Here is a 17,182-nt window from a genome sequence, read left to right on the forward strand (position 1 = left end):
CCTCCTCAGGCCATGGCCCGCAGGGCGTCCGCGACGGCGGCCAGGTCGGCGTCGGAGGCCAACCCCGCGTGGTACAGCCGGAGTTCGGTGGCACCCTCGGCGGACGCCCGCCGGGTGTCCGCGGCGAGCGTGCCGGGGGAACCGCCCATTCCCGCCACCACCCCCACGTTGGCCACGAGGACGGTCTCCGGACGGGCCGCACGGCCGAAGGGGCCCACGGAGGCCGCCGGGGTGACGACACCGTCCGCGACCGCGAGCACGTGCGCCGGGTCGGTCCCGACGTTGGCGCCGCAGCGGTACGGCACGGGGTCGGCGTGGAGCAGGACCCGGAAGCCGGGCGGGGCGGCCGCGCGGACGGCGGCCACCGCGTCCTCCTGGAGCGCGCGGGCCACCCGCGCGCGCCAGGCGAGCACCGGCTCCTCGAACTCCCCGAGCCCCGGACCGGGCCCCGCGCCGGACGCCCCCGCGCCCCCGAGACCCGCGCCGGTCCCGGCCCCGGGCCCCGCCCACACCCCCTCCAGCGCCGCGCGCACCGCCGCCGCCAGGGCGTCGGGGGCGACACCCCCGGCCTCGTACCCCTCCCGGCAGGAGGAGCAGAAGCAGAGGGACATCAGATACTGCTCGCGGTCCCCGAGCGGGACGCCCGCGGTCTTGTCGTGGGCGTGCAGATGGGCGAGGCCGTACCAGCCGCAGGACTCCAGCTCGGTGCCGGCCGCCCCGGGCCGTACCGCCGCCTCGACCGCGAGCTCCACGAGGTACGCGTGGACGTCCGGCCGGGCGATGCACGGCGCCCAGGGGTAGCGGTCGCCGTAGGCGTTGACGACCGAGGTATCCGGACGCTCCGCCCCGAGGCGGGAGTTGTGGGCGAGGACGACCCAGCTGTGGACCTCGAGGCCCGCGTCCGCGAGCGCCCCGGCCGCCTGGCCGTACGCGTCGCCCGGCGCCCAGGCGCCCGCCTCGTACGGCCGGAGCGCGCGGCCCGACCAGCGGGCCCCGTCCGGCGGGTAGAGCACGGCCGCGTGCGCGGCGGTGACGATCCGGTGCGCGGGGTGCCGGGGCGTCAGGGCCCGCGTGGAGTGGTACGCGGAGGCGAGGGTGACGCTCGCGAGGCCGAGGTCCGCGAGCAGGCCGGGCGCGGCCGGGTCGCCGACGACGTCCCACGGGTAGACGAAGGCGCCGGCCCTCACGCGTCGCCCTCCTCGGTCCCGAGCAGCGCGCGGCCGCGCTCGATGATCGTGGCGAGCTCCTTCAGGTGCTCGGGCGCGGGCTCGCTGAGCGGCGGGCGGACCTCGCCGACGTCCAGGCCACCCATCCGTACCGCCGCCTTGACGAGCGAGACGGCGTAGCCGCGGCCCTGGGCGCGCAGTTCGACGAGCGGCCGGTAGAAGCCGTCGATGAGCCGTTCCACGGTCGCGTCGTCGCCGGTCGTCAGGGCACGGTGGAAGGCGAGGGCGATGTCGGGGGCGAAGCAGAAGACGGCGGAGGAGTAGAGGGTGACGCCGATGCCCCGGTAGGCGAGGCCGGTGAGCTCGGCGGTCGGCAGGCCGTTGAAGTAGAGCAGGTCCAGGCCCTCGGCGCGGACGGCGCTGACGATCCGCTGCATCAGGTCGAGGTCGCCGAGGCCGTCCTTGAGGCCGATGACGCCGTCGACGCGGGCGAGGGCGACGGCGGTCTCGGGGGTGAGGACGGCGTTGTCGCGCTGGTAGACGACGACGTCGAGCGAGGTGGCGGCGGCGAGTTCGGTGTAGTGCCGCAGGAGCCCGGCCTGGTCGGCGACGACCAGGTACGGGGGCATGGCGAGGAGCCCGTCCGCGCCGGCCTCCTCGGCGAGCCGCGCGTAGCGGATCGCGAGCGCCGTGCCGTAGCCGGCGCCCGCGACGACGGGGACGCGGCCGGCGGACTCCTCGACGGCCGCGGCGACGCAGTCGCGGAACTCCTCGGGGGTCAGGGCGTGGAACTCGCCCGTGCCGCAACAGGCGAAGACCGCGGCGGCGCCCGCCTCGACGCCTCCGCGTACATGGGCGCGGAAGAGGTCGAGGTCGACGGTGCCGTCCGGGGCGAAGGCGGTGACGGGGAAGAACAGCAGGCCGTCGAGCCGTTCGGCGAGCGGGGCTGTGGTCACGGGCGCTCCCAGCGAAGTCCGTCGTGCACCGTCGTGCACAATTATGATTGCTGTCCATATTCTTGAACACCTTCACGCTAGAGCAGCCGCGGAGCGACGGTCAAGGCGCAAGACCGTCTCGCCTGCGCGGTCTTGACGGTCCGTGCGCGCTCTTGACGCTCAACGACCGGCCTCCCTACCGTGTCCACGGTTGTGAATGCGATCCACGGACGGAGACTCCCGATGCCCACACCCCGTACCGTCCTGCTCACCGGCGCCGCCGGTGGCGTCGGCACGCTGATGCGCGCGCTGCTGCCCGCGTACGGATACGAGCTCCGCCTCCTCGACCTGGCACCCGTCGAGGGCGCGCCGGACGCGATCGTCGCCGACCTCGCCGACCGCGAGGCGCTGCGCGAGGCCGTCCGTGGCGTCGACGCGATCGTCCATCTCGCCGGGATCTCCCTGGAGGCCGAGTTCGACGCGATCGTGGCCGCCAACATCACCGGCCTGCACCACCTCTACGAGGCCGCCCGCGCGGAAGGGGTGGGCCGGATCGTCTTCGCCTCCAGCAACCACGCCGTCGGCTTCACCCCACGCCCGCGCGAGGGCGACCCGGTGATCCCCGTCGACGCCCCGCACCGCCCGGACACCTTCTACGGCCTGTCCAAGTGCTTCGGCGAGGACCTGGCCCAGTTCTACTGGGACAAGCACGGCCTGGAGACCGTCTCGGTCCGGATCGGCTCCTGCTTCCCCGAGCCGACGTCGGTGCGCATGCTGTCGATGTGGCTGAGCCCGGCCGACGGCGCCCGGCTGCTCCACGCGGCGCTGACCGCCGAGGGCGTCGGCCACACCGTGGTCTACGGCTCCTCCGCCAACACCCGGCTGTGGTGGGACCTTTCGACGGCGCGGGCGCTCGGCTACGAGCCGCAGGACGACTCGGAGCGGTTCGCGGCACGGATCATCGCCGAGCAGGGAATGCCGAAGGACGACGACCCGGCCCACACGCACCTGGGCGGCCACTTCTGCACGGAGCCGCCGCGCTGGCCGCACTGACGCGGGGGCGGCTCCGGGGGCCGGGGGGCCGGGGGCCCGGGGGCTCCAGGGGGAACTGAACAAGGCCCGGCCGGACTTATGCGGGGGCGCCGGCCGGGCCCGGGTCACGCCGTGCGGTGGCACACGCGACGGAGAAGACGTTACGGCGGCGGCCCGGCCGCCCGCGATCCGCTCAGCGCGGCACGTGTCCGCGAAACGCGGGGAGTCGGCGGGTCACCCCGCCGCACGCAGCGTCCGGGACGGCGGCTCCCCGAACCGGGTGCGGTACTGCGCCGCGAACCTCCCGTGGTGGGTGAAGCCCCAGCGCCAGGCCACCTCGCTCACGCTCAGCTCCCCGGGGCCCGCGCCCCGCAGCTCCGCGTGGACCCGTTCGAGCCGGACGTCACGGACGTACGCCATCGGTGACATGCCCACGCACTCGCGGAACGACTCCTGGAGTCGGCGCACACCCACCCCGGCGAGTTCGGCGAGTTCGGTCGTGGTGAAGGGATGCTCGGGGCGGGCCCGTACGGCGTCCATCGCGCGCTTGACCGGCGCGGGCCGCAGCCGCCCGCCCGGGTGGGCCAGCTCGTCCCGCCACGGGTGGTCGGCGGCCAGCAACAGCCCGTTCAGCAGGGCCTCCTGGAGGGGCCCGGCGACCAGCGCGTGCTGGGCGAGACCGTCCCCCGCGAGCGCCTCGCGCGCCACCTGCAGCGCGAGGCGCGCCCAGCCGAGACCGGGGCCGCGGGCGATGTCCAGGTACGGCGCGAAGGCGAGCCGGCCGCGCGGCGGGCGGCCGATGAGGCGTTCGAGCCGCTCGCGCAGCGCGGCCGCGTCGATCTTGACGGAGAGCGTGCGGCAGTCCCCGCTCCAGCGCTCCAGGACCGTGTCGCCGTGCGGGTCGAGCATGACGGCCTCGGTCGCCGTCGCGACCACCGGCGCCGCCCCGCCCTGGCGCATCTCCATCGTCCCGCCGAGCGGGGCGTTGACGTGGAACGCCCCGAGCTCGCCGAAGCGCATCCGGACGTCGGCCCCGCAGGCCAGGTCACCGATGACCAGCGGTCCCAGTTCGACGGTGTCGAACGTGGCCGCGAAGGGCCGTTCCCGCCGTTCGATGACGTCCAAGGAGTTGGCGTAGTAGCGCGCGTCGATCTCCTGGCGCGCCTCGTCGACGTCCCGTGTTCTGAAATTGCTCCCACCCACGAGCCGAAAGAATACGATCATCGGGAAATTCGCATGACGGACGTGCCCGGCGAAGGGCACGATGCCCGTCATGCCCCAGCCCTTTGGATTCAGCTACGCCCAGCGCGGAGACGGCACCGTGGTGATCACCCACCGCGGGCGCGATGCGGGCACCCTGCGGGGTGACCGTGCGACGAAGTTCCTCGCGGAGGTCGGATCGGGCGACGCCCAGCTGGTCATGGCGCGCTGGACCGGCGCGTACAAGTTCGGCAACGAGCGCGCGGCCCGGAACCACCCCCGTAACCGAAGTGGCCGAAGGGACCCAAGGTAAGGGAACGGCAAAGCGGTCTCGCTCGTTAGCCCTGGCATGACCGCTATGACCCCCGGCTCGAACATCCCGCTCTCCGCCGCGCGCGTGGCGGTGGACGTCGCCGCTCCGGTTCGGCTCGACGTCTCGGGCCTGCTCCTCGGCGCCAACGGCAAAGTGCGCTCCGACGACGACTTCATCTTCTACAACCAGCCGACCGGCCCCGGCGTGAGCTACCGCTCCGGCGGCGGCTCGGCCCCGGACGCGATCGTCGTGGACACCGGCGCGGTGCCGTCGGGCATCGAGAAGATCGTCGTCACCGCGAGCCCCGACGCCGCGGGCCAGACCTTCCAGGGCGTCGAGCCCACGGCGACCCTCCGCAACGCGGACGACGGCAGCGTCCTCGCCACCTTCACCCCGCCGCAGCTCGGCACGGAGACGGCGCTGGTGATCGTGGAGATCTATCTCCGCAACGGCGCCTGGAAGGCCCGCGCGGTGGGCCAGGGGTACGCCAACGGCCTCGCGGGCATCGCCACCGACTTCGGCGTCTCGGTGGACGAGGAGCCGGCCGCGGCCCCCGCCGCCGCGCCGGTCGCCCCGCAGGCGCCCCCCTCGGCTCCGTCCGCGCCGCCCGTGGCGGCCCCGCTGGACCCGAGGACCGTCGCTCCGACGCCGCCGTCTCCGCCGTCCGCTCCCCCGGTCGCCCCGCCCGCCGCCCCGGTCTCCACGGGCAAGATCAACCTGGACAAGGGCCGGGTCAGTCTCCAGAAGAACCAGACGGTCTCCCTGGTCAAGGGCGGCCGTCCGCTGCTGTCCCAGGTCAAGATGGGCCTCGGCTGGGAGCCCGCGTACCGGGGCAAGGACATCGACCTCGACGCCTCCGTCATCGCGTACGGCCCCCAGCGCAACCACCTGGACAGCTGCTACTTCGGCAAGCTCTCCATCCTGGGCGGCTCGGTCAAGCACTCCGGCGACAATCTGACGGGCGAGGGCGCGGGCGACGACGAGGTCATCGTCGTCGACCTCGGCCGTCTCCCCGCCGACGCCACGGGCCTGGTCTTCACGGTGAACTCGTTCACCGGCCAGAAGTTCACGGAGGTCGCCAAGGCCTACTGCCGGCTGATCGACGGGGCGACCGGCGAGGAGCTGGTCCGCTTCGACCTGACGACGGCCGAGCCGCAGACGGGCGTGATGATGGCCAAGCTCATCAAGCAGTTCTCCGGCGAGTGGGAGATGACGGCGATCGGCGAGTTCGTGAAGTCGCGCACGGTCCGGGGCATGGTGAAGCCCGCCGCCCAGGCGCTCTGACCGGTCGTACGGAAAGGGGCCCGCCGGTCATCGACCGGCGGGCCCCTTCGTCACTCCGTCCACGGCCGGTCGGCGTCGCGACCGGCTTCCGGGTCAGCGGCGGGGCTGGCGGCGCCAGGGGCCGGTGATGGCGACCATGATGCCCGGGTCCTGGATGTTGGCGAAGAGGGTGTCGCCGTCGGGCGAGAAGACGACGCCGGTGAACTCGCTGTCGTTCAGGTCGTTGCGGGCGATGGGATACGTACGGCCGCGCTCGGTGGCGCCGAAGAGGTGCTGGACGCCCTCGCCGTCCTCGGCGATGACGAGACCGCCGTAGGGGGAGACGGTGATGTTGTCCGGGCCGTCGTAGGCGCCGTCCTGGTCCGGGGCGGGGTTGACGCCCAGGAGGACCTGGAGGGTCAGGGTGCGGCGCTTGGGGTCGTAGAACCAGACCTGGCCGTCGTGCGCGGCGCCGGGGCTCTCGTCACGGGCGTACGAGGAGACGATGTAGGCGCCGCCGTCGGCCCACCACATGCCCTCCAGCTTGCGGGCGCGGGTGACCTCGTCGGGGCCGAACTGCTCGCGGACCTCGACCTCGCGGCCGTCCCGGTCGGGGACGTCCAGCCAGTCCACGCCGTAGACCGTGCCGATCCGGGTGGCGCGGGAGAGGTCGTCGACGAAGCGGCCGCCCGAGTCGATGCACCGGGGCGCCTGGAGGACGCCGGCGTCGTCGGCGAGGGTACGGAGCCTGCCCCGGCCGTGCTCGAAGCCCTGCGGCGGGACCCAGCGGAAGAAGAGGCCGTTGGGCTCGGAGGCGTCCTCGGTGAGGTAGGCGTGACCGCGCTTGGGGTCGATGACGACCGCCTCGTGGTCGTACCGGCCGAAGGCCTTGATGGGCTGGGGGGCACGGTTGGCGCGGCGGTCGCGCGGGTCGACCTCGAAGACGTAGCCGTGGTCCTTGGTCATGCCGTTCTCGCCTGCGCGGTCGGAGTTCTCCTCGCAGGTGAGCCAGGTGCCCCAGGAGGTACGGCCGCCGGCGCAGTTGGTGGAGGTGCCGGCGATGCCGACCCACTCGGCGACGGTGCCGTCACGGTGCACCTCGACGACCGTGCAGCCGCCGGACGCGGCGGGGTCGTAGACGAGCCCCTCGGTCAGCGGGACCGGGTGCTTCCACTTGGAGCGGGGGCCCTTGAGCTCGTGGTTGTTGACGAGGAGCGTCGTGCCGCGGGGCCCGTCGAAGGTGGCGGTGCCGTCGTGGTTGGACGGGGTGAACTCGCCGGACTCCAGCTTGGTGACGCCGCTGTGGGTGATGACGCGGTACGAGAACCCGGCGGGGAGCGCGAGGACTCCGTCCGGGTCGGCGACGAGCGGCCCGTAGCCGAGGCGGTGCCGGTCCCCGTGCGACGCCTGCTCCTCACCCCGGTCGTCGGGGGTGGCGAGCGCTTCGGGCGCGGTCGCGAGGGCCGCGACGGTACCCGTCAGGACGAGCCCCGCTCCGGCGGCGGTGGACTGCTTGGCGAATTCTCGGCGGTTGAGAGGCATGGCGTTGTCGTCTCCCTGTCGTCACCCGGTGTCGGGGCACACGGTCCCGCCCGCGTATAAACGACAGTTGAACAGAGAGGCGGCCTTCCATGAACCTGCCCCCCACCGGTCGTCGTGTCCTTGTCACCGGGGCCTCCCGGGGCCTCGGCCGCGCGGTGGCCCGCGCCTTCGCCGAGAACGGCGACAGGGTGGCGGTCCACTACGGCTCCCGAGCGGACGAGGCCCGGGCCACACTGGCCTCCCTGCCGGGCGAGGGCCACGCCCTGGTCCAGGGCGACCTGGCGGACGCGACGATCGCGGCGCGCGTGGCGGACGAGGCGGCGGAGGCGCTCGGCGGCATCGACGTCCTGGTGAACAACGCGGCGGTCAACGAACGGCACCCGCTGCCGGAGACGCCGTACGACGAGTGGGTCGCGGTCTGGCAGCGCCACGTGGCGGTGAACCTGTTGGCCACGGCCAATCTCAGCCACCTCGCGGCCCGCCGCATGATCGACGGGCGCCGGGGCGGCAGGATCGTCAACATCGGCTCGCGCGGAGCGTTCCGGGGCGAGCCCGACCACCCGGCCTACGGGGCGACCAAGGCCGCCGTCCACGCCCTGGGCCAGTCCCTGGCGGTCTCCCTGGCCCCGCACGGCATCGCCGTGGCCTCGGTGGCCCCCGGCTTCTTCACCACCGAACGCGTCGCACCGCGCCTCACCGGCCCGGAGGGAGACGCCCTCCGCGCCCAGAGCCCCTTCGGCCGCGTGGGCACCCCGGAGGAGATCGCCCACGCGGTCCTCTGGCTGGCCTCACCCCAGGCCGAATGGTCCTCAGGCACCATCCTGGACCTCAACGGAGCCTCCCACCTGAGGACCTAGCCGGGGCCCGGGGGCGCGGAGCCGGTCGTCGCGGCCCGCGGAACAGCCGGGGGCCCGGGGTGCCCCCGGCCGCGCCCCGCAGGGCGGGCGCCCCCGCGGAGCAGTCCCCGGACCCTCGCCCCGCGGGGCAGGCGTCCCCGCGGAGCCCCCGCAGCCCCCGCCGCGCCCCGCAGGGTCACGCGCCCCCGCGCGACCTCGCCTTGAAGGCCGCCTTGCGGGCCTCCTTCGCCGCCGCCTTGTCCGGGTGCAGGCGGCCCATCGCCTCCAGGACGTCCGCCGTCGCCGGGTGCTCGACGCGCCAGGCCGCCTCGAAGAAGCCGCTGTGACGGCCGGTCAGCCCCTCGACCAGCTCGCGGAGTTCGTCCAGCTCGCCCCGCGCGTCCAGCTGCGCGGCGATCGTGTCGATCGCCAGCCAGAAGATCATCGCCTCCGACGGCGCCGGCACGTCCGCCGCCCCGCGCTCCGCCAGCCAGACCCGGGCGAGCCCGCCCAGCTCCGGGTCGTCGAGCACCTCCCGTACCGCCGGCTCGGCCTCCGCGCCCACGAGCGAGAGCGCCTGCTGGCAGTGGAGCCGGCGCAGCGGCGAGCCGACGTCGGCGCCCCGCGCCGCACCGAGCAGCTCGCGTGCCGCGCCCACCGCGCCCCGGCCCTCCAGCCAGCCCACGGTCTCGGCGCGCGCCGCCGTCTCGGGGTAGGAAGCCAGCCCGTCGAGGAGCACGTCCGCGCCCTTGTCCGCCAGTTCGCCGACGGCCGGCGCGTCCACGCCCGCCTCCAGCATCCGGGCCCGGACGCCGTACAGCCCGAGCGGCGTCAGCCGGACCATGCCGTACCGGCTGACGTCCTCGTCGTCGAGGTCGTCGCCCTCGTCGTGGCGCGGGGCCGGCTCCGCCTCGTCCTCCTCCGCCATCAGCGCCTCGTCGACGGGCTGGTACGCGACGAGCCCGATGGGCTCCAGCAGCCGGAACTGGTCGTCGAGGCGCATCATCGCCTCCGAGACCTGCTCCAGGACGTCGTCCGTCGGCTCGCCCATGTCGTCGGGGACGATCATCGACGCGGCGAGCGCCGGCAGCGGCACCGGACCGTCACCCGGCCCGCCCTCGCCCACCGTGAGCAGGTACAGGTTGCCGAGCACGCCCTCCAGGAACTCGGCCTCCTCCTCCGGGTTCCAGTCGAGCAGCTCGAAGTCGATCTCGCCGTCCTCGCCGATGACGTCCGTGATGTCGTCGAGGACGGGCGCGGTGGCGTCGGCGAACACCACGTCCAGGCCGTCCAGCCAGATCCCGAGGACGTCGAGCGGCGCCCCGCCCGTGAGAACCGCCAGGTTGTCGCCCACGCTCACCGCGCCCGGGGCGTCGTCGTCGCCGTCCTCGACGTCCACGAGCCCGGTGTCGACCGCGAGGCGCCACGCCTCGCTCGCGTACGCCTCGCCGTCCTCGTCCGCCGAGAGGCCCAGCACCTCGGCGGCGGCGGGCAGTTGCTCGTCGACGAGCTCGCCGCCCGCGCCGACGCGGGTCTCGGGGCCGGCCCAGCGGGCGAGCCGCGCCGCGCGGGACAGCAGGGGGGTGGCCAGGGCTTCCCGCGCCAGCTCCGCGTCCGAGTGCAGCTGAACGGGGGGCAGGGTGGGGCGGTCCGGTGCCATCTGCGGTCTTCTCCTCGAAGGGCGTGTGAGCCTCGGCGGCCGTGCGGATCGGCGCGAGGGCCGGCCAGGCCGAAGGCTGGGTGTACGGGCTGTCGTCCGGGGGTGGTACGGGCTGAACCTACGCTCTGGCGTACGCGCTGACCCACGGACCGGCATACGTGCTGGCCCACGGGCTGAACGTACGGGCTGAACGCGCTTCAGCGTAGACGCATTTCCGCCCCGGCCCGGCGGTTCACGGATCCGTCAGCCTTCGTACACCCGTCGAGCCTTGACAAGTCCCCCACCCAGCCAAGAGATTGACGCGCGTAGATTAACCGACCGATCATCCAAGCGCCTCCGGAGCACCCTGATGCCTTCCTCCATACCGAGATCCGCGGCCGTCGCCGCCGTCGTGTCCGCCGCGCTCGCCGCCGGCCTCCTCGCGGGCTCCACCGCCTCGGCGGACACCTCGGCCGCGGCCACCGTCGGCGTCCGCGTCCACGACATCCAGGGCACCACCCGCGTCTCGCCCCTCGTCGGCACCCAGGTCACGGGCGTCACCGGGATCGTGACCGGCGTGCGGACGTACGGCTCGCGCGGCTTCTGGATCCAGGACCCGCAGGCCGACGAGAACCCGGCCACCAGCGAGGGCCTCTTCGTCTTCACCAGCTCCGTGCCGACCGTCGCCGTCGGCGACGCCGTCAGCGTGAGCGGCCTGGTGGGCGAGTACGTCCCCGGCGGTCTGACCTCCGGCAACCAGTCGATGACGCAGATCTCCAAGCCCACCGTCACCGTGGTCTCCTCGGGGAACCCGGTCCCGGCCCCCGTGACGATCTCCGCCTGGTCCGTCCCGAGCGCCTACGCCCCCGCGGGCGACCCGGCCGCCGACGGCTCGATCAACGGGCTGACGCTGCGCCCGCGGACGTACGCCCTGGACTACTACGAGTCCCTGGAGGGCACCAACGTCCGCGTCGGCACCTCCCGCGTGGTGGGCGCCACCGACCCGTACTCCGAGCTCTGGGTGACGGTGAAGCCCTGGGAGAACCCCACCTGGCGGGGCGGCACGGTCTACGGCTCGTACACCGCGCAGAACACCGGCCGGCTCCAGATCCAGTCGCTGACCCCGATCGCCCAGCAGCCCTTCCCCAAGGCCGACGTCGGTGACGTGCTCGCCGGCACGACCGAGGGCCCGCTGGACTTCAACCAGTTCGGCGGCTACACGCTGACGGCCCGCACCCTCGGCACGGTCGTGGACCGCGGCCTGGAACCCGAGGTCACGGAGAAGCAGCGCCGCGACGAGCTGGCGGTCGCGACGTACAACGTCGAGAACCTCGACCCGTCCGACCCGCAGGAGAAGTTCGACGCGCTGGCGAAGGCCGTGGTCGAGAACCTGGCCTCGCCCGACATCCTCGCCCTGGAGGAGATCCAGGACGACAACGGCGCCAAGAACGACGGCACGGTCGCCGCCGACCAGACGGTGCGGAAGTTCGTCGACGCGGTCGTGGCGGCGGGCGGCCCGGCGTACGAGTGGCGCTCGGTCGACCCGGAGAACAACAAGGACGGCGGCGAGCCCGGCGGCAACATCCGCCAGGTCTTCCTCTTCAACCCGGAGCGGGTCTCCTTCACCGACCGCGCGGGCGGCGACGCCGCGGCGGCGACGGACGTGGTGCGCGGCCGGCACGGCCGTCCCGCGCTGTCCCTCTCCCCCGGTCGGATCGACCCGGCGAACACCGCCTGGGAGAACAGCCGCAAGCCGCTGGCGGGCGAGTTCACCTTCCGCGGCCGTACGGTCTTCGTGGTCGCCAACCACTTCGGCTCCAAGGGCGGCGACGAGTCCCTGGTCTCGCACCACCAGCCGCCGGTCCGCTCCTCCGAGGCGAAGCGCCTGCTCCAGGCCCAGTCCGTGAACGCCTTCGTCAAGGACGTGCTCGCGATCCGCAAGGACACCGACGTCCTCGTCGTCGGTGACATCAACGACTTCGAGTTCTCCGGGACGACGCAGGCGCTGACGGACGGCGGGGCGCTCTACCCGGCGGTGAAGTCGCTGCCGCGCTCCGAGCGCTACTCGTACGTCTTCCAGGGCAACAGCCAGGTCCTCGACCAGATCCTGACCAGCCCGGGCGTCGGCCGCTTCACCTACGACAGCGTCCACATCAACGCGGAGTTCGCGGACCAGAACAGCGACCACGACCCGCAGGTCCTGCGCTTCCGCCCGTAGGGAGTGTCCGGAAAGTACGGCTGTCCGCCCGCGGGGCGGGGCTCGCGGCGTCCGGTGCGGCCTGCCGGGCGCCGCGAGCCAGGCCAGACTCTCCGAACACGACCCAGACGCGGCGGTACGGCGTCACACGCCCGCGTGGAGGCTCAGCGCGGGCGTGCAGCGCCGGGCCAGGCTCCCGGAGAGGCCGGGGAAGCGGCGCACCCGGGCCCAGGCGTCGGCCGAGGCGTCCGCGCCCTGCCACTCCTCCTGGGCCCGCAGGCTCTCCCACTCGACGTAGTCGAGCACCCGCGCGCCGTCGGTGGAGAGGTGGAAGTGCGCCGCGATCCCCCCGTGCGCGGGCCGTGTCCCCGCGCTCTCGTCCAGCGCGGCGCAGACGTCGTCGACCCAGGCCCGCTGGCGCGCGGAGTCGGGCCCGTCGAACTCCACCTCGGCGAACGCGACCGAGGCGGGGACGGCCGCCGCGCTCTCCTCGCTCAGCACGGCGGAGCGGTACGGCGGGGCGTACCGGTGGATCCCGGCGCGTACGATCCCGGGCACGGCGGCGTCGATCTCGGCGTTCCGGTCGTCGCGGAGGGTGCGGAGGAACCCCTGGTACGCCTCCTCGCCCGTCCACTGCGAGTAGTGGAGCAGGGTGTCGCCGTCGGTGCCGAGGTAGACCGAGTACGAGAGCAGCCCGGCGTCCGGCCAGTCACGGCTCTTCCAGGCGCCGGCGATGGCGTCGACGGTGGCCCGCTGCCGCTCGGGCGTCCCGACCTGCCAGGTGCTGACGAGGACGAGTCCCACGCCGGGGCGGTACAGGTCGGGGCGGGCGTCGGGGTGGGCTACCGCGTTCATGGGGTGACCTCCTGTCGAGGATCCGGCGCCGAACCCGTCGGGGATCCGCGCGCCGACACGATCCTGGCGTCGATGACGCCCACCCTCCGACCTCGAGCGCGCTTGAGGTCAAGACCGGCACCCCCGCGAGGCTCGACGCATGGTCAGCCCAGCAGGTGACCGCCGCCGTCGACGAGCAGCACCTCGCCGGTGATGTACGAGGCGTTGGTCAGGTCGAAGACCGCGCCGGCGATGTCCTCTGGCCGGCCCACCCGCTTCATCGGAACCGCCCCGGCCACATGGGCCTTGGCCTCGTCGGCGCCCTCCACGCCGTCGAACCAGGGGGTGTCGACGAAGCCCGGCGCGACCGCGTTGACCCGGACGTCCGGGCCGAGGGACTTCGCGAGCAGCTTCGTCATGTGGTTGACGGCCGCCTTGGAGACGGCGTACGGGATGGAGCTGCCGCCGGGGCGGACGCCGGCCTGCGAGGAGATGTTCACGACACAGCCGGCGCCGTGCGCCCGCAGGTGCGGGACGGCCGCGGTGATGGTCTGCCAGACCCCGATGACGTTGACGTCGTACAGGTGGCGCCAGACCTCGGGCGAGGCGGCCTCCAGGTCGTCGTGCGGGATGAACCGGGTGGTGCCCGCGCAGTTGACGAGGATGTCGAGGCGGCCGTACGCCTCCACCGCCGCGGCGACGAGGGCCGCGGACTGGGTCTCGTCGGAGACGTCGGCCTGGACGTAGACGGCGTCGGGCAGTTCGGCGGCGAGGGCCTGACCCGCCTCCACCGAACGCCCGGAGTTGACGACGACCCGGATCCCGGCGGCGGCCAGCCTGCGGGCGACGGCGGCCCCGATGCCCGAGGAGGAGCCGGTGACGAGTGCGACGCGCTGTTCGCTCGTGGTCATGGTGTGGTGTTCTCCCTTGTCCCCTGTCGCGTCCCGCCCCGATCATGCCAGACCCCCCTCACCCCATACTTCAGGGCTGCTTACCCCTCACCCCAAGAAGAACTAAGTGGACCTTCATCATCGATCCCCGCAGAATGCCCGAATGAGCACTGAACGCCCCTTCGGCCGAGCCCTCTGCGCGATGATCACGCCCTTCACCGCCTCGGGCGGGCTGGATCTCGACGCCGCTCGCGTGCACGCGGCCCACCTGGTCTCCGAGGGCTGTGACGGCCTGGTCCTCAACGGCACCACCGGCGAGTCCCCGACCACCACGGACGCCGAGAAGGCCGCCCTGATCGAGGCGGTCCGCGCGGCCGTCGGCCCCGGCCCGTCGGTCGTCGCGGGCGTCGGCACCTCCGACACCCGCCACACCGCCGAGCTGGCGCGCCAGGCCGGGAAGGCCGGCGCGGACGGGCTCCTGGTCGTCACCCCGTACTACAGCCGTCCGCCGCAGGCCGCCGTCGAGGCGCACTTCCGCAAGGTCGCGGACGCCACGGACCTGCCGGTGATGCTGTACGACATCCCCGCCCGCACCGGCACCCGGATCGAGCCGGCGACGATGCTGCGGCTCGCCGCCCACCCGAACATCGTGGCGGTCAAGGACTGCGCCTACGACCTGCTCGGCTCGGCGAAGGTGATCGCCCGCACCTCGCTCGCGTACTACTCCGGGTGCGAGGAGCTGAACCTGCCGCTGTACGCGGTGGGCGGCGCCGGGTATGTCAGCACGGTGGCCAATGTGGCGCCGCGACAGCTGCGGGCCGTGCTCGACGCCTTCGACCGGGGCGACACGGCCGGGGCGGCCCGGCTGAACGCGCTGACGCTGCCGCTGGCCGAGCTGATGATGGCCGCCGGGCTGCCGGGCACGGTGACGGCGAAGGCGCTCCTCGGCGACTACGTCCGGGAACCGCTGCAGCCCGCCGACCTGGAGGCGGTCGACGGGCTGCGGGCGGCGTACGAGGATCTGGTTCAGTCGAACACGTAGGTGGTGCCGAAGAGCGCCGCGTGTTCGAGGACGTCCTCCAGCGGATCGTCGATCTGACCGGTGTGGAGGGAGAGGCTGGGACCGTTCTGGATGGTCGGCCCGTTGTGCGTACGCGTGTGCGTCTCGTCCGCCGACGCCGCCCCCACGGGCAGCATTACGGCGGCTGCCACCGCCAGCGCCCCGACAACGGTGGGCCTCGTCCTCATGTCGACTCCTCGCCTTGTCTTTTCGTGTGACTCCACGTCGTTCCGTTAACGCAGAGTCACACGAGCGGGTCACGCGCGAGGAGCGGTCAGTTGTGGCTGTGGAGGATCTCGTTGAGGCCGCCCCAGACCGCGTTGTTCGGGCGGGCCTCGACGGCTCCGGTCACCGAGTTGCGGCGGAAGAGGATGTTCGAGGCGCCGGAGAGGTCACGGGCCTTGACGATCTCGCCGTCGGGCATGGTGACGCGCGTACCGGCGGTGACGTACAGACCGGCCTCGACGACGCACTCGTCGCCGAGGGCGATGCCGACGCCCGCCTCGGCGCCGACGAGGCAGCGCTCGCCGATGGAGATCACGACGTTGCCGCCGCCGGAGAGGGTGCCCATGGTGGAGGCGCCGCCGCCGATGTCGGAGCCGTCGCCGACGACGACGCCGGCGGAGATCCGGCCCTCGACCATGGAGGTGCCGAGCGTGCCGGCGTTGAAGTTGACGAAGCCCTCGTGCATGACGGTGGTGCCGGCGGCGAGGTGCGCGCCGAGGCGGACCCGGTCGGCGTCGGCGATCCGGACGCCGGCGGGGGCGACGTAGTCGGTCATCCGCGGGAACTTGTCGATGCTCGTCACGGCGAGGTGCAGGCCGTCGGCGCGGGCGTTGAGGCGGACCTTCTCGACGTCGTCGACGGCGACCGGGCCGAGCGAGGTCCAGGCGACGTTGGCGAGCAGTCCGAAGAGGCCGTCCAGGTTCTGGCCGTGCGGCCTGACCAGCCGGTGGCTGAGCAGGTGCAGGCGCAGGTACGCGTCGTGCGCGTCGAGCGGCTTGTCGTCGAGCGAGGAGATGACGGTACGGACGGCGACCACCTCGACGCCCCGGCGGGCGTCCACGCCGAGGGCCTTGGCGGCGCCCTCGCCGAGGGCGTTGACGGCGGCGTCGGGCGTGAGCCGCTCGGTTCCGGCGGGGCCGGGGGCGTCGGTCAGCCCGGGGGCGGGGAACCAGGTGTCGAGAACGGTGCCGTCACCGGCGATGGTGGCGAGGCCGGCGGCGACGGCGCCGGTGGTGCGAGGAGCAGTGGTCATGCGGAAAACCTAACGGTCCGGGCGGCGCCCGGGCCAACCGGTCTCAGGTGTCGGTCGACGGTCCCGGCGAATCCGACGACACCCGCCGCACCCCGCTCGTCGGATCACCCGGGGCGTCCGGGCGGGCCGCCAGGAGCCGGGTCAGCATGGCGCGGGCGTACTCCTCGTCGTACTCCGTGTCCGTCAGCAGGACCTGCAGGCAGATGCCGTCCATGAGCGCGACCAGCGCGCGGGCGGTGACGAGGTCGGTGTGGCGGGCGAGCGCCGCGGTGACGGCCTCCGTCCACTCCGCCGCGACCGGCCGCAGGGCGGGCCGGCGCAGGGCGGCCAGATAGAGCTCGTACTCCAGCTCCACCCCGGTCCGCTCGCCGCCGATCCACTCCCCCATCAGCCGCGCGAGGACCGGGGCGAGGTCGGTGGACGGGCCGCCGAGGTCCGCGAGCTCCGCGCGCTCGCGCAGCTGCCTGCCGAACCCCTCGTTGGCCTGGCGCAGCGCGGCGACGAGGAGTTCGTCGAGCGAGGCGAAGTGGTAGGTGGTGGAGCCGAGCGGGACGTCCGCCTCGGCCGCGACCGTACGGTGGCTCAGTCCGGCGATGCCCCGGGCGCCCACCACCCGCAGCGCGGCGTCGACGATCCGCTGCCGCCGCTCGGGGTCGTGGCGGCGGGGGCGCGCGGCGGCCATCAGTGCGCTCCCCCCATGTTCAGGACGAGGACGCCCGCGATGATGAGGACGACCCCGGCGACCTTGGCGACGCTGAGGGTCTCGTTCATGAAGAGGACGCCGATCACGGCGACGGCGGCGGTGCCGATGCCGGACCAGATCGCGTAGGCGGTGCCGACCTGGAGCGTCTTCAGCGCCTGGGCGAGCAGCGCGAAGGCGACGACGTATCCGGCGCCCGTGACGACGGAGGGCCAGAGCTTGGAGAAGCCCTCGCTGTACTTCATCGAGACCGTGGCGATGATCTCCGCCGTGATGGCCCCGGCCAGCAGTCCGTATCCCATGCGTACAAGCGTACA

At 73.5% G+C, this 17,182-nt stretch carries 17 protein-coding genes; 6 read left to right on the forward strand and 11 right to left on the reverse strand.

Annotated elements, in window-relative coordinates; translation table 11 throughout:
* Window positions 1–5: 5 nt before the first annotated feature.
* Entirely contained in the window at window positions 6–1,187 is a 1,182-nt protein-coding gene (locus ACIPPS_RS15995; RefSeq protein ID WP_401431674.1) for a hypothetical protein, read from the reverse strand.
* Complete coding sequence (locus ACIPPS_RS16000; RefSeq protein ID WP_401431676.1) at window positions 1,184–2,122, reverse strand: 5-dehydro-4-deoxyglucarate dehydratase; 939 nt, start codon at window positions 2,120–2,122, stop codon at window positions 1,184–1,186. The genes ACIPPS_RS15995 and ACIPPS_RS16000 overlap by 4 nt, the downstream gene beginning before the upstream one ends.
* Before the next feature lie 222 nt (window positions 2,123–2,344).
* Between ACIPPS_RS16000 and ACIPPS_RS16005 the strand changes: the two genes are divergently transcribed.
* Complete coding sequence (locus ACIPPS_RS16005; protein WP_401431679.1) at window positions 2,345–3,154, forward strand: NAD-dependent epimerase/dehydratase family protein; 810 nt, start codon at window positions 2,345–2,347, stop codon at window positions 3,152–3,154.
* A 213-nt stretch (window positions 3,155–3,367) separates the two neighbouring features.
* On the opposite strand, the gene ACIPPS_RS16010 is transcribed toward ACIPPS_RS16005, so the two are convergent.
* Window positions 3,368–4,336, reverse strand: a complete 969-nt coding sequence (locus ACIPPS_RS16010) for an AraC family transcriptional regulator (protein ID WP_401431681.1) — start codon at window positions 4,334–4,336, stop codon at window positions 3,368–3,370.
* Window positions 4,337–4,406: 70 nt separating this feature from the next.
* On the opposite strand from ACIPPS_RS16010, the gene ACIPPS_RS16015 reads away from it, so the two are divergent.
* Together ACIPPS_RS16015 and ACIPPS_RS16020 are read left to right on the forward strand one after the other, a co-directional pair.
* Window positions 4,407–4,646 (forward strand): hypothetical protein, encoded by a 240-nt coding sequence (locus ACIPPS_RS16015; protein WP_401431684.1) that lies wholly within the window; start codon window positions 4,407–4,409, stop codon window positions 4,644–4,646.
* Window positions 4,647–4,682: 36 nt separating this feature from the next.
* Complete coding sequence (locus ACIPPS_RS16020) at window positions 4,683–5,930, forward strand: TerD family protein (protein WP_401431686.1); 1,248 nt, start codon at window positions 4,683–4,685, stop codon at window positions 5,928–5,930.
* 93 nt (window positions 5,931–6,023) lie between these two features.
* Here ACIPPS_RS16020 and ACIPPS_RS16025 read toward each other — a convergent pair whose 3' ends face one another.
* The gene (locus ACIPPS_RS16025) at window positions 6,024–7,451 is read right to left on the reverse strand and encodes an alkaline phosphatase PhoX (protein ID WP_401431689.1); all 1,428 of its coding nucleotides are present in this window, start codon (window positions 7,449–7,451) and stop codon (window positions 6,024–6,026) included.
* 89 nt (window positions 7,452–7,540) lie between these two features.
* Between ACIPPS_RS16025 and ACIPPS_RS16030 the strand changes: the two genes are divergently transcribed.
* Window positions 7,541–8,308, forward strand: a complete 768-nt coding sequence (locus ACIPPS_RS16030) for an SDR family NAD(P)-dependent oxidoreductase (RefSeq protein ID WP_401431691.1) — start codon at window positions 7,541–7,543, stop codon at window positions 8,306–8,308.
* 175 nt (window positions 8,309–8,483) lie between these two features.
* On the opposite strand, the gene ACIPPS_RS16035 is transcribed toward ACIPPS_RS16030, so the two are convergent.
* Window positions 8,484–9,947 carry a hypothetical protein gene (locus tag ACIPPS_RS16035; protein ID WP_401431693.1) on the reverse strand — a complete coding sequence of 488 codons (1,464 nt, stop codon included), beginning with the start codon at window positions 9,945–9,947 and terminating at the stop codon, window positions 8,484–8,486.
* 349 nt (window positions 9,948–10,296) lie between these two features.
* On the opposite strand from ACIPPS_RS16035, the gene ACIPPS_RS16040 reads away from it, so the two are divergent.
* The gene (locus ACIPPS_RS16040; protein ID WP_401431695.1) at window positions 10,297–12,144 is read left to right on the forward strand and encodes an endonuclease/exonuclease/phosphatase family protein; all 1,848 of its coding nucleotides are present in this window, start codon (window positions 10,297–10,299) and stop codon (window positions 12,142–12,144) included.
* A gap of 123 nt (window positions 12,145–12,267) precedes the next feature.
* Here the strand turns inward: ACIPPS_RS16040 and ACIPPS_RS16045 are convergent, their stop codons facing one another.
* A complete protein-coding gene (locus ACIPPS_RS16045; RefSeq protein WP_401431698.1) occupies window positions 12,268–12,978 on the reverse strand; it encodes an antibiotic biosynthesis monooxygenase in 711 nt (236 codons plus the stop codon).
* Between the two features lie 143 nt (window positions 12,979–13,121).
* A complete protein-coding gene (locus tag ACIPPS_RS16050) occupies window positions 13,122–13,868 on the reverse strand; it encodes an SDR family NAD(P)-dependent oxidoreductase (RefSeq protein WP_401431700.1) in 747 nt (248 codons plus the stop codon).
* A 142-nt stretch (window positions 13,869–14,010) separates the two neighbouring features.
* On the opposite strand from ACIPPS_RS16050, the gene dapA reads away from it, so the two are divergent.
* Window positions 14,011–14,889 (forward strand): 4-hydroxy-tetrahydrodipicolinate synthase, encoded by an 879-nt coding sequence (dapA, locus tag ACIPPS_RS16055; RefSeq protein WP_401431702.1) that lies wholly within the window; start codon window positions 14,011–14,013, stop codon window positions 14,887–14,889.
* On the opposite strand, the gene ACIPPS_RS16060 is transcribed toward dapA, so the two are convergent.
* From ACIPPS_RS16060 to ACIPPS_RS16075, 4 genes are all read right to left on the reverse strand, one after another.
* Complete coding sequence (locus tag ACIPPS_RS16060) at window positions 14,874–15,095, reverse strand: hypothetical protein (RefSeq protein WP_401431704.1); 222 nt, start codon at window positions 15,093–15,095, stop codon at window positions 14,874–14,876. The genes dapA and ACIPPS_RS16060 overlap by 16 nt on opposite strands.
* 86 nt (window positions 15,096–15,181) lie before the next feature.
* On the reverse strand, window positions 15,182–16,165 hold the full coding sequence (dapD, locus tag ACIPPS_RS16065) for a 2,3,4,5-tetrahydropyridine-2,6-dicarboxylate N-succinyltransferase (RefSeq protein WP_401431706.1): 984 nt from the start codon (window positions 16,163–16,165) through the stop codon (window positions 15,182–15,184).
* 43 nt (window positions 16,166–16,208) lie between these two features.
* Window positions 16,209–16,847, reverse strand: a complete 639-nt coding sequence (locus ACIPPS_RS16070; protein WP_401431709.1) for a TetR/AcrR family transcriptional regulator — start codon at window positions 16,845–16,847, stop codon at window positions 16,209–16,211.
* Window positions 16,847–17,167 (reverse strand): DMT family transporter, encoded by a 321-nt coding sequence (locus tag ACIPPS_RS16075; protein WP_401431712.1) that lies wholly within the window; start codon window positions 17,165–17,167, stop codon window positions 16,847–16,849. Before ACIPPS_RS16075 ends, ACIPPS_RS16070 begins: the two co-directional genes overlap by 1 nt.
* Window positions 17,168–17,182: the final 15 nt, after the last annotated feature.

The sequence above is a fragment of the Streptomyces sp. NPDC090127 genome (assembly GCF_044746945.1).
Classification (GTDB): Bacteria; Actinomycetota; Actinomycetes; order Streptomycetales; family Streptomycetaceae; genus Streptomyces.

What these genes read in the sequence shown, in the direction of transcription:
- ACIPPS_RS16070 (WP_401431709.1), bottom strand. Translation starts at nt 16,847, where the DNA reads ATGGCCGCCGCGCGCCCCCGCCGCCACGACCCCGAGCGGCGGCAGCGG.
- ACIPPS_RS16035 (WP_401431693.1), bottom strand. Translation starts at nt 9,947, where the DNA reads ATGGCACCGGACCGCCCCACCCTGCCCCCCGTTCAGCTGCACTCGGAC.
- ACIPPS_RS16050 (WP_401431700.1), bottom strand. Translation starts at nt 13,868, where the DNA reads ATGACCACGAGCGAACAGCGCGTCGCACTCGTCACCGGCTCCTCCTCG.
- ACIPPS_RS16040 (WP_401431695.1), top strand. Translation starts at nt 10,297, where the DNA reads ATGCCTTCCTCCATACCGAGATCCGCGGCCGTCGCCGCCGTCGTGTCC.
- ACIPPS_RS16060 (WP_401431704.1), bottom strand. Translation starts at nt 15,095, where the DNA reads ATGAGGACGAGGCCCACCGTTGTCGGGGCGCTGGCGGTGGCAGCCGCC.
- ACIPPS_RS16005 (WP_401431679.1), top strand. Translation starts at nt 2,345, where the DNA reads ATGCCCACACCCCGTACCGTCCTGCTCACCGGCGCCGCCGGTGGCGTC.
- ACIPPS_RS16015 (WP_401431684.1), top strand. Translation starts at nt 4,407, where the DNA reads ATGCCCCAGCCCTTTGGATTCAGCTACGCCCAGCGCGGAGACGGCACC.
- ACIPPS_RS16020 (WP_401431686.1), top strand. Translation starts at nt 4,683, where the DNA reads ATGACCGCTATGACCCCCGGCTCGAACATCCCGCTCTCCGCCGCGCGC.
- ACIPPS_RS16045 (WP_401431698.1), bottom strand. Translation starts at nt 12,978, where the DNA reads ATGAACGCGGTAGCCCACCCCGACGCCCGCCCCGACCTGTACCGCCCC.
- ACIPPS_RS16030 (WP_401431691.1), top strand. Translation starts at nt 7,541, where the DNA reads ATGAACCTGCCCCCCACCGGTCGTCGTGTCCTTGTCACCGGGGCCTCC.
- dapD (WP_401431706.1), bottom strand. Translation starts at nt 16,165, where the DNA reads ATGACCACTGCTCCTCGCACCACCGGCGCCGTCGCCGCCGGCCTCGCC.
- ACIPPS_RS16025 (WP_401431689.1), bottom strand. Translation starts at nt 7,451, where the DNA reads ATGCCTCTCAACCGCCGAGAATTCGCCAAGCAGTCCACCGCCGCCGGA.
- dapA (WP_401431702.1), top strand. Translation starts at nt 14,011, where the DNA reads ATGAGCACTGAACGCCCCTTCGGCCGAGCCCTCTGCGCGATGATCACG.
- ACIPPS_RS16075 (WP_401431712.1), bottom strand. Translation starts at nt 17,167, where the DNA reads ATGGGATACGGACTGCTGGCCGGGGCCATCACGGCGGAGATCATCGCC.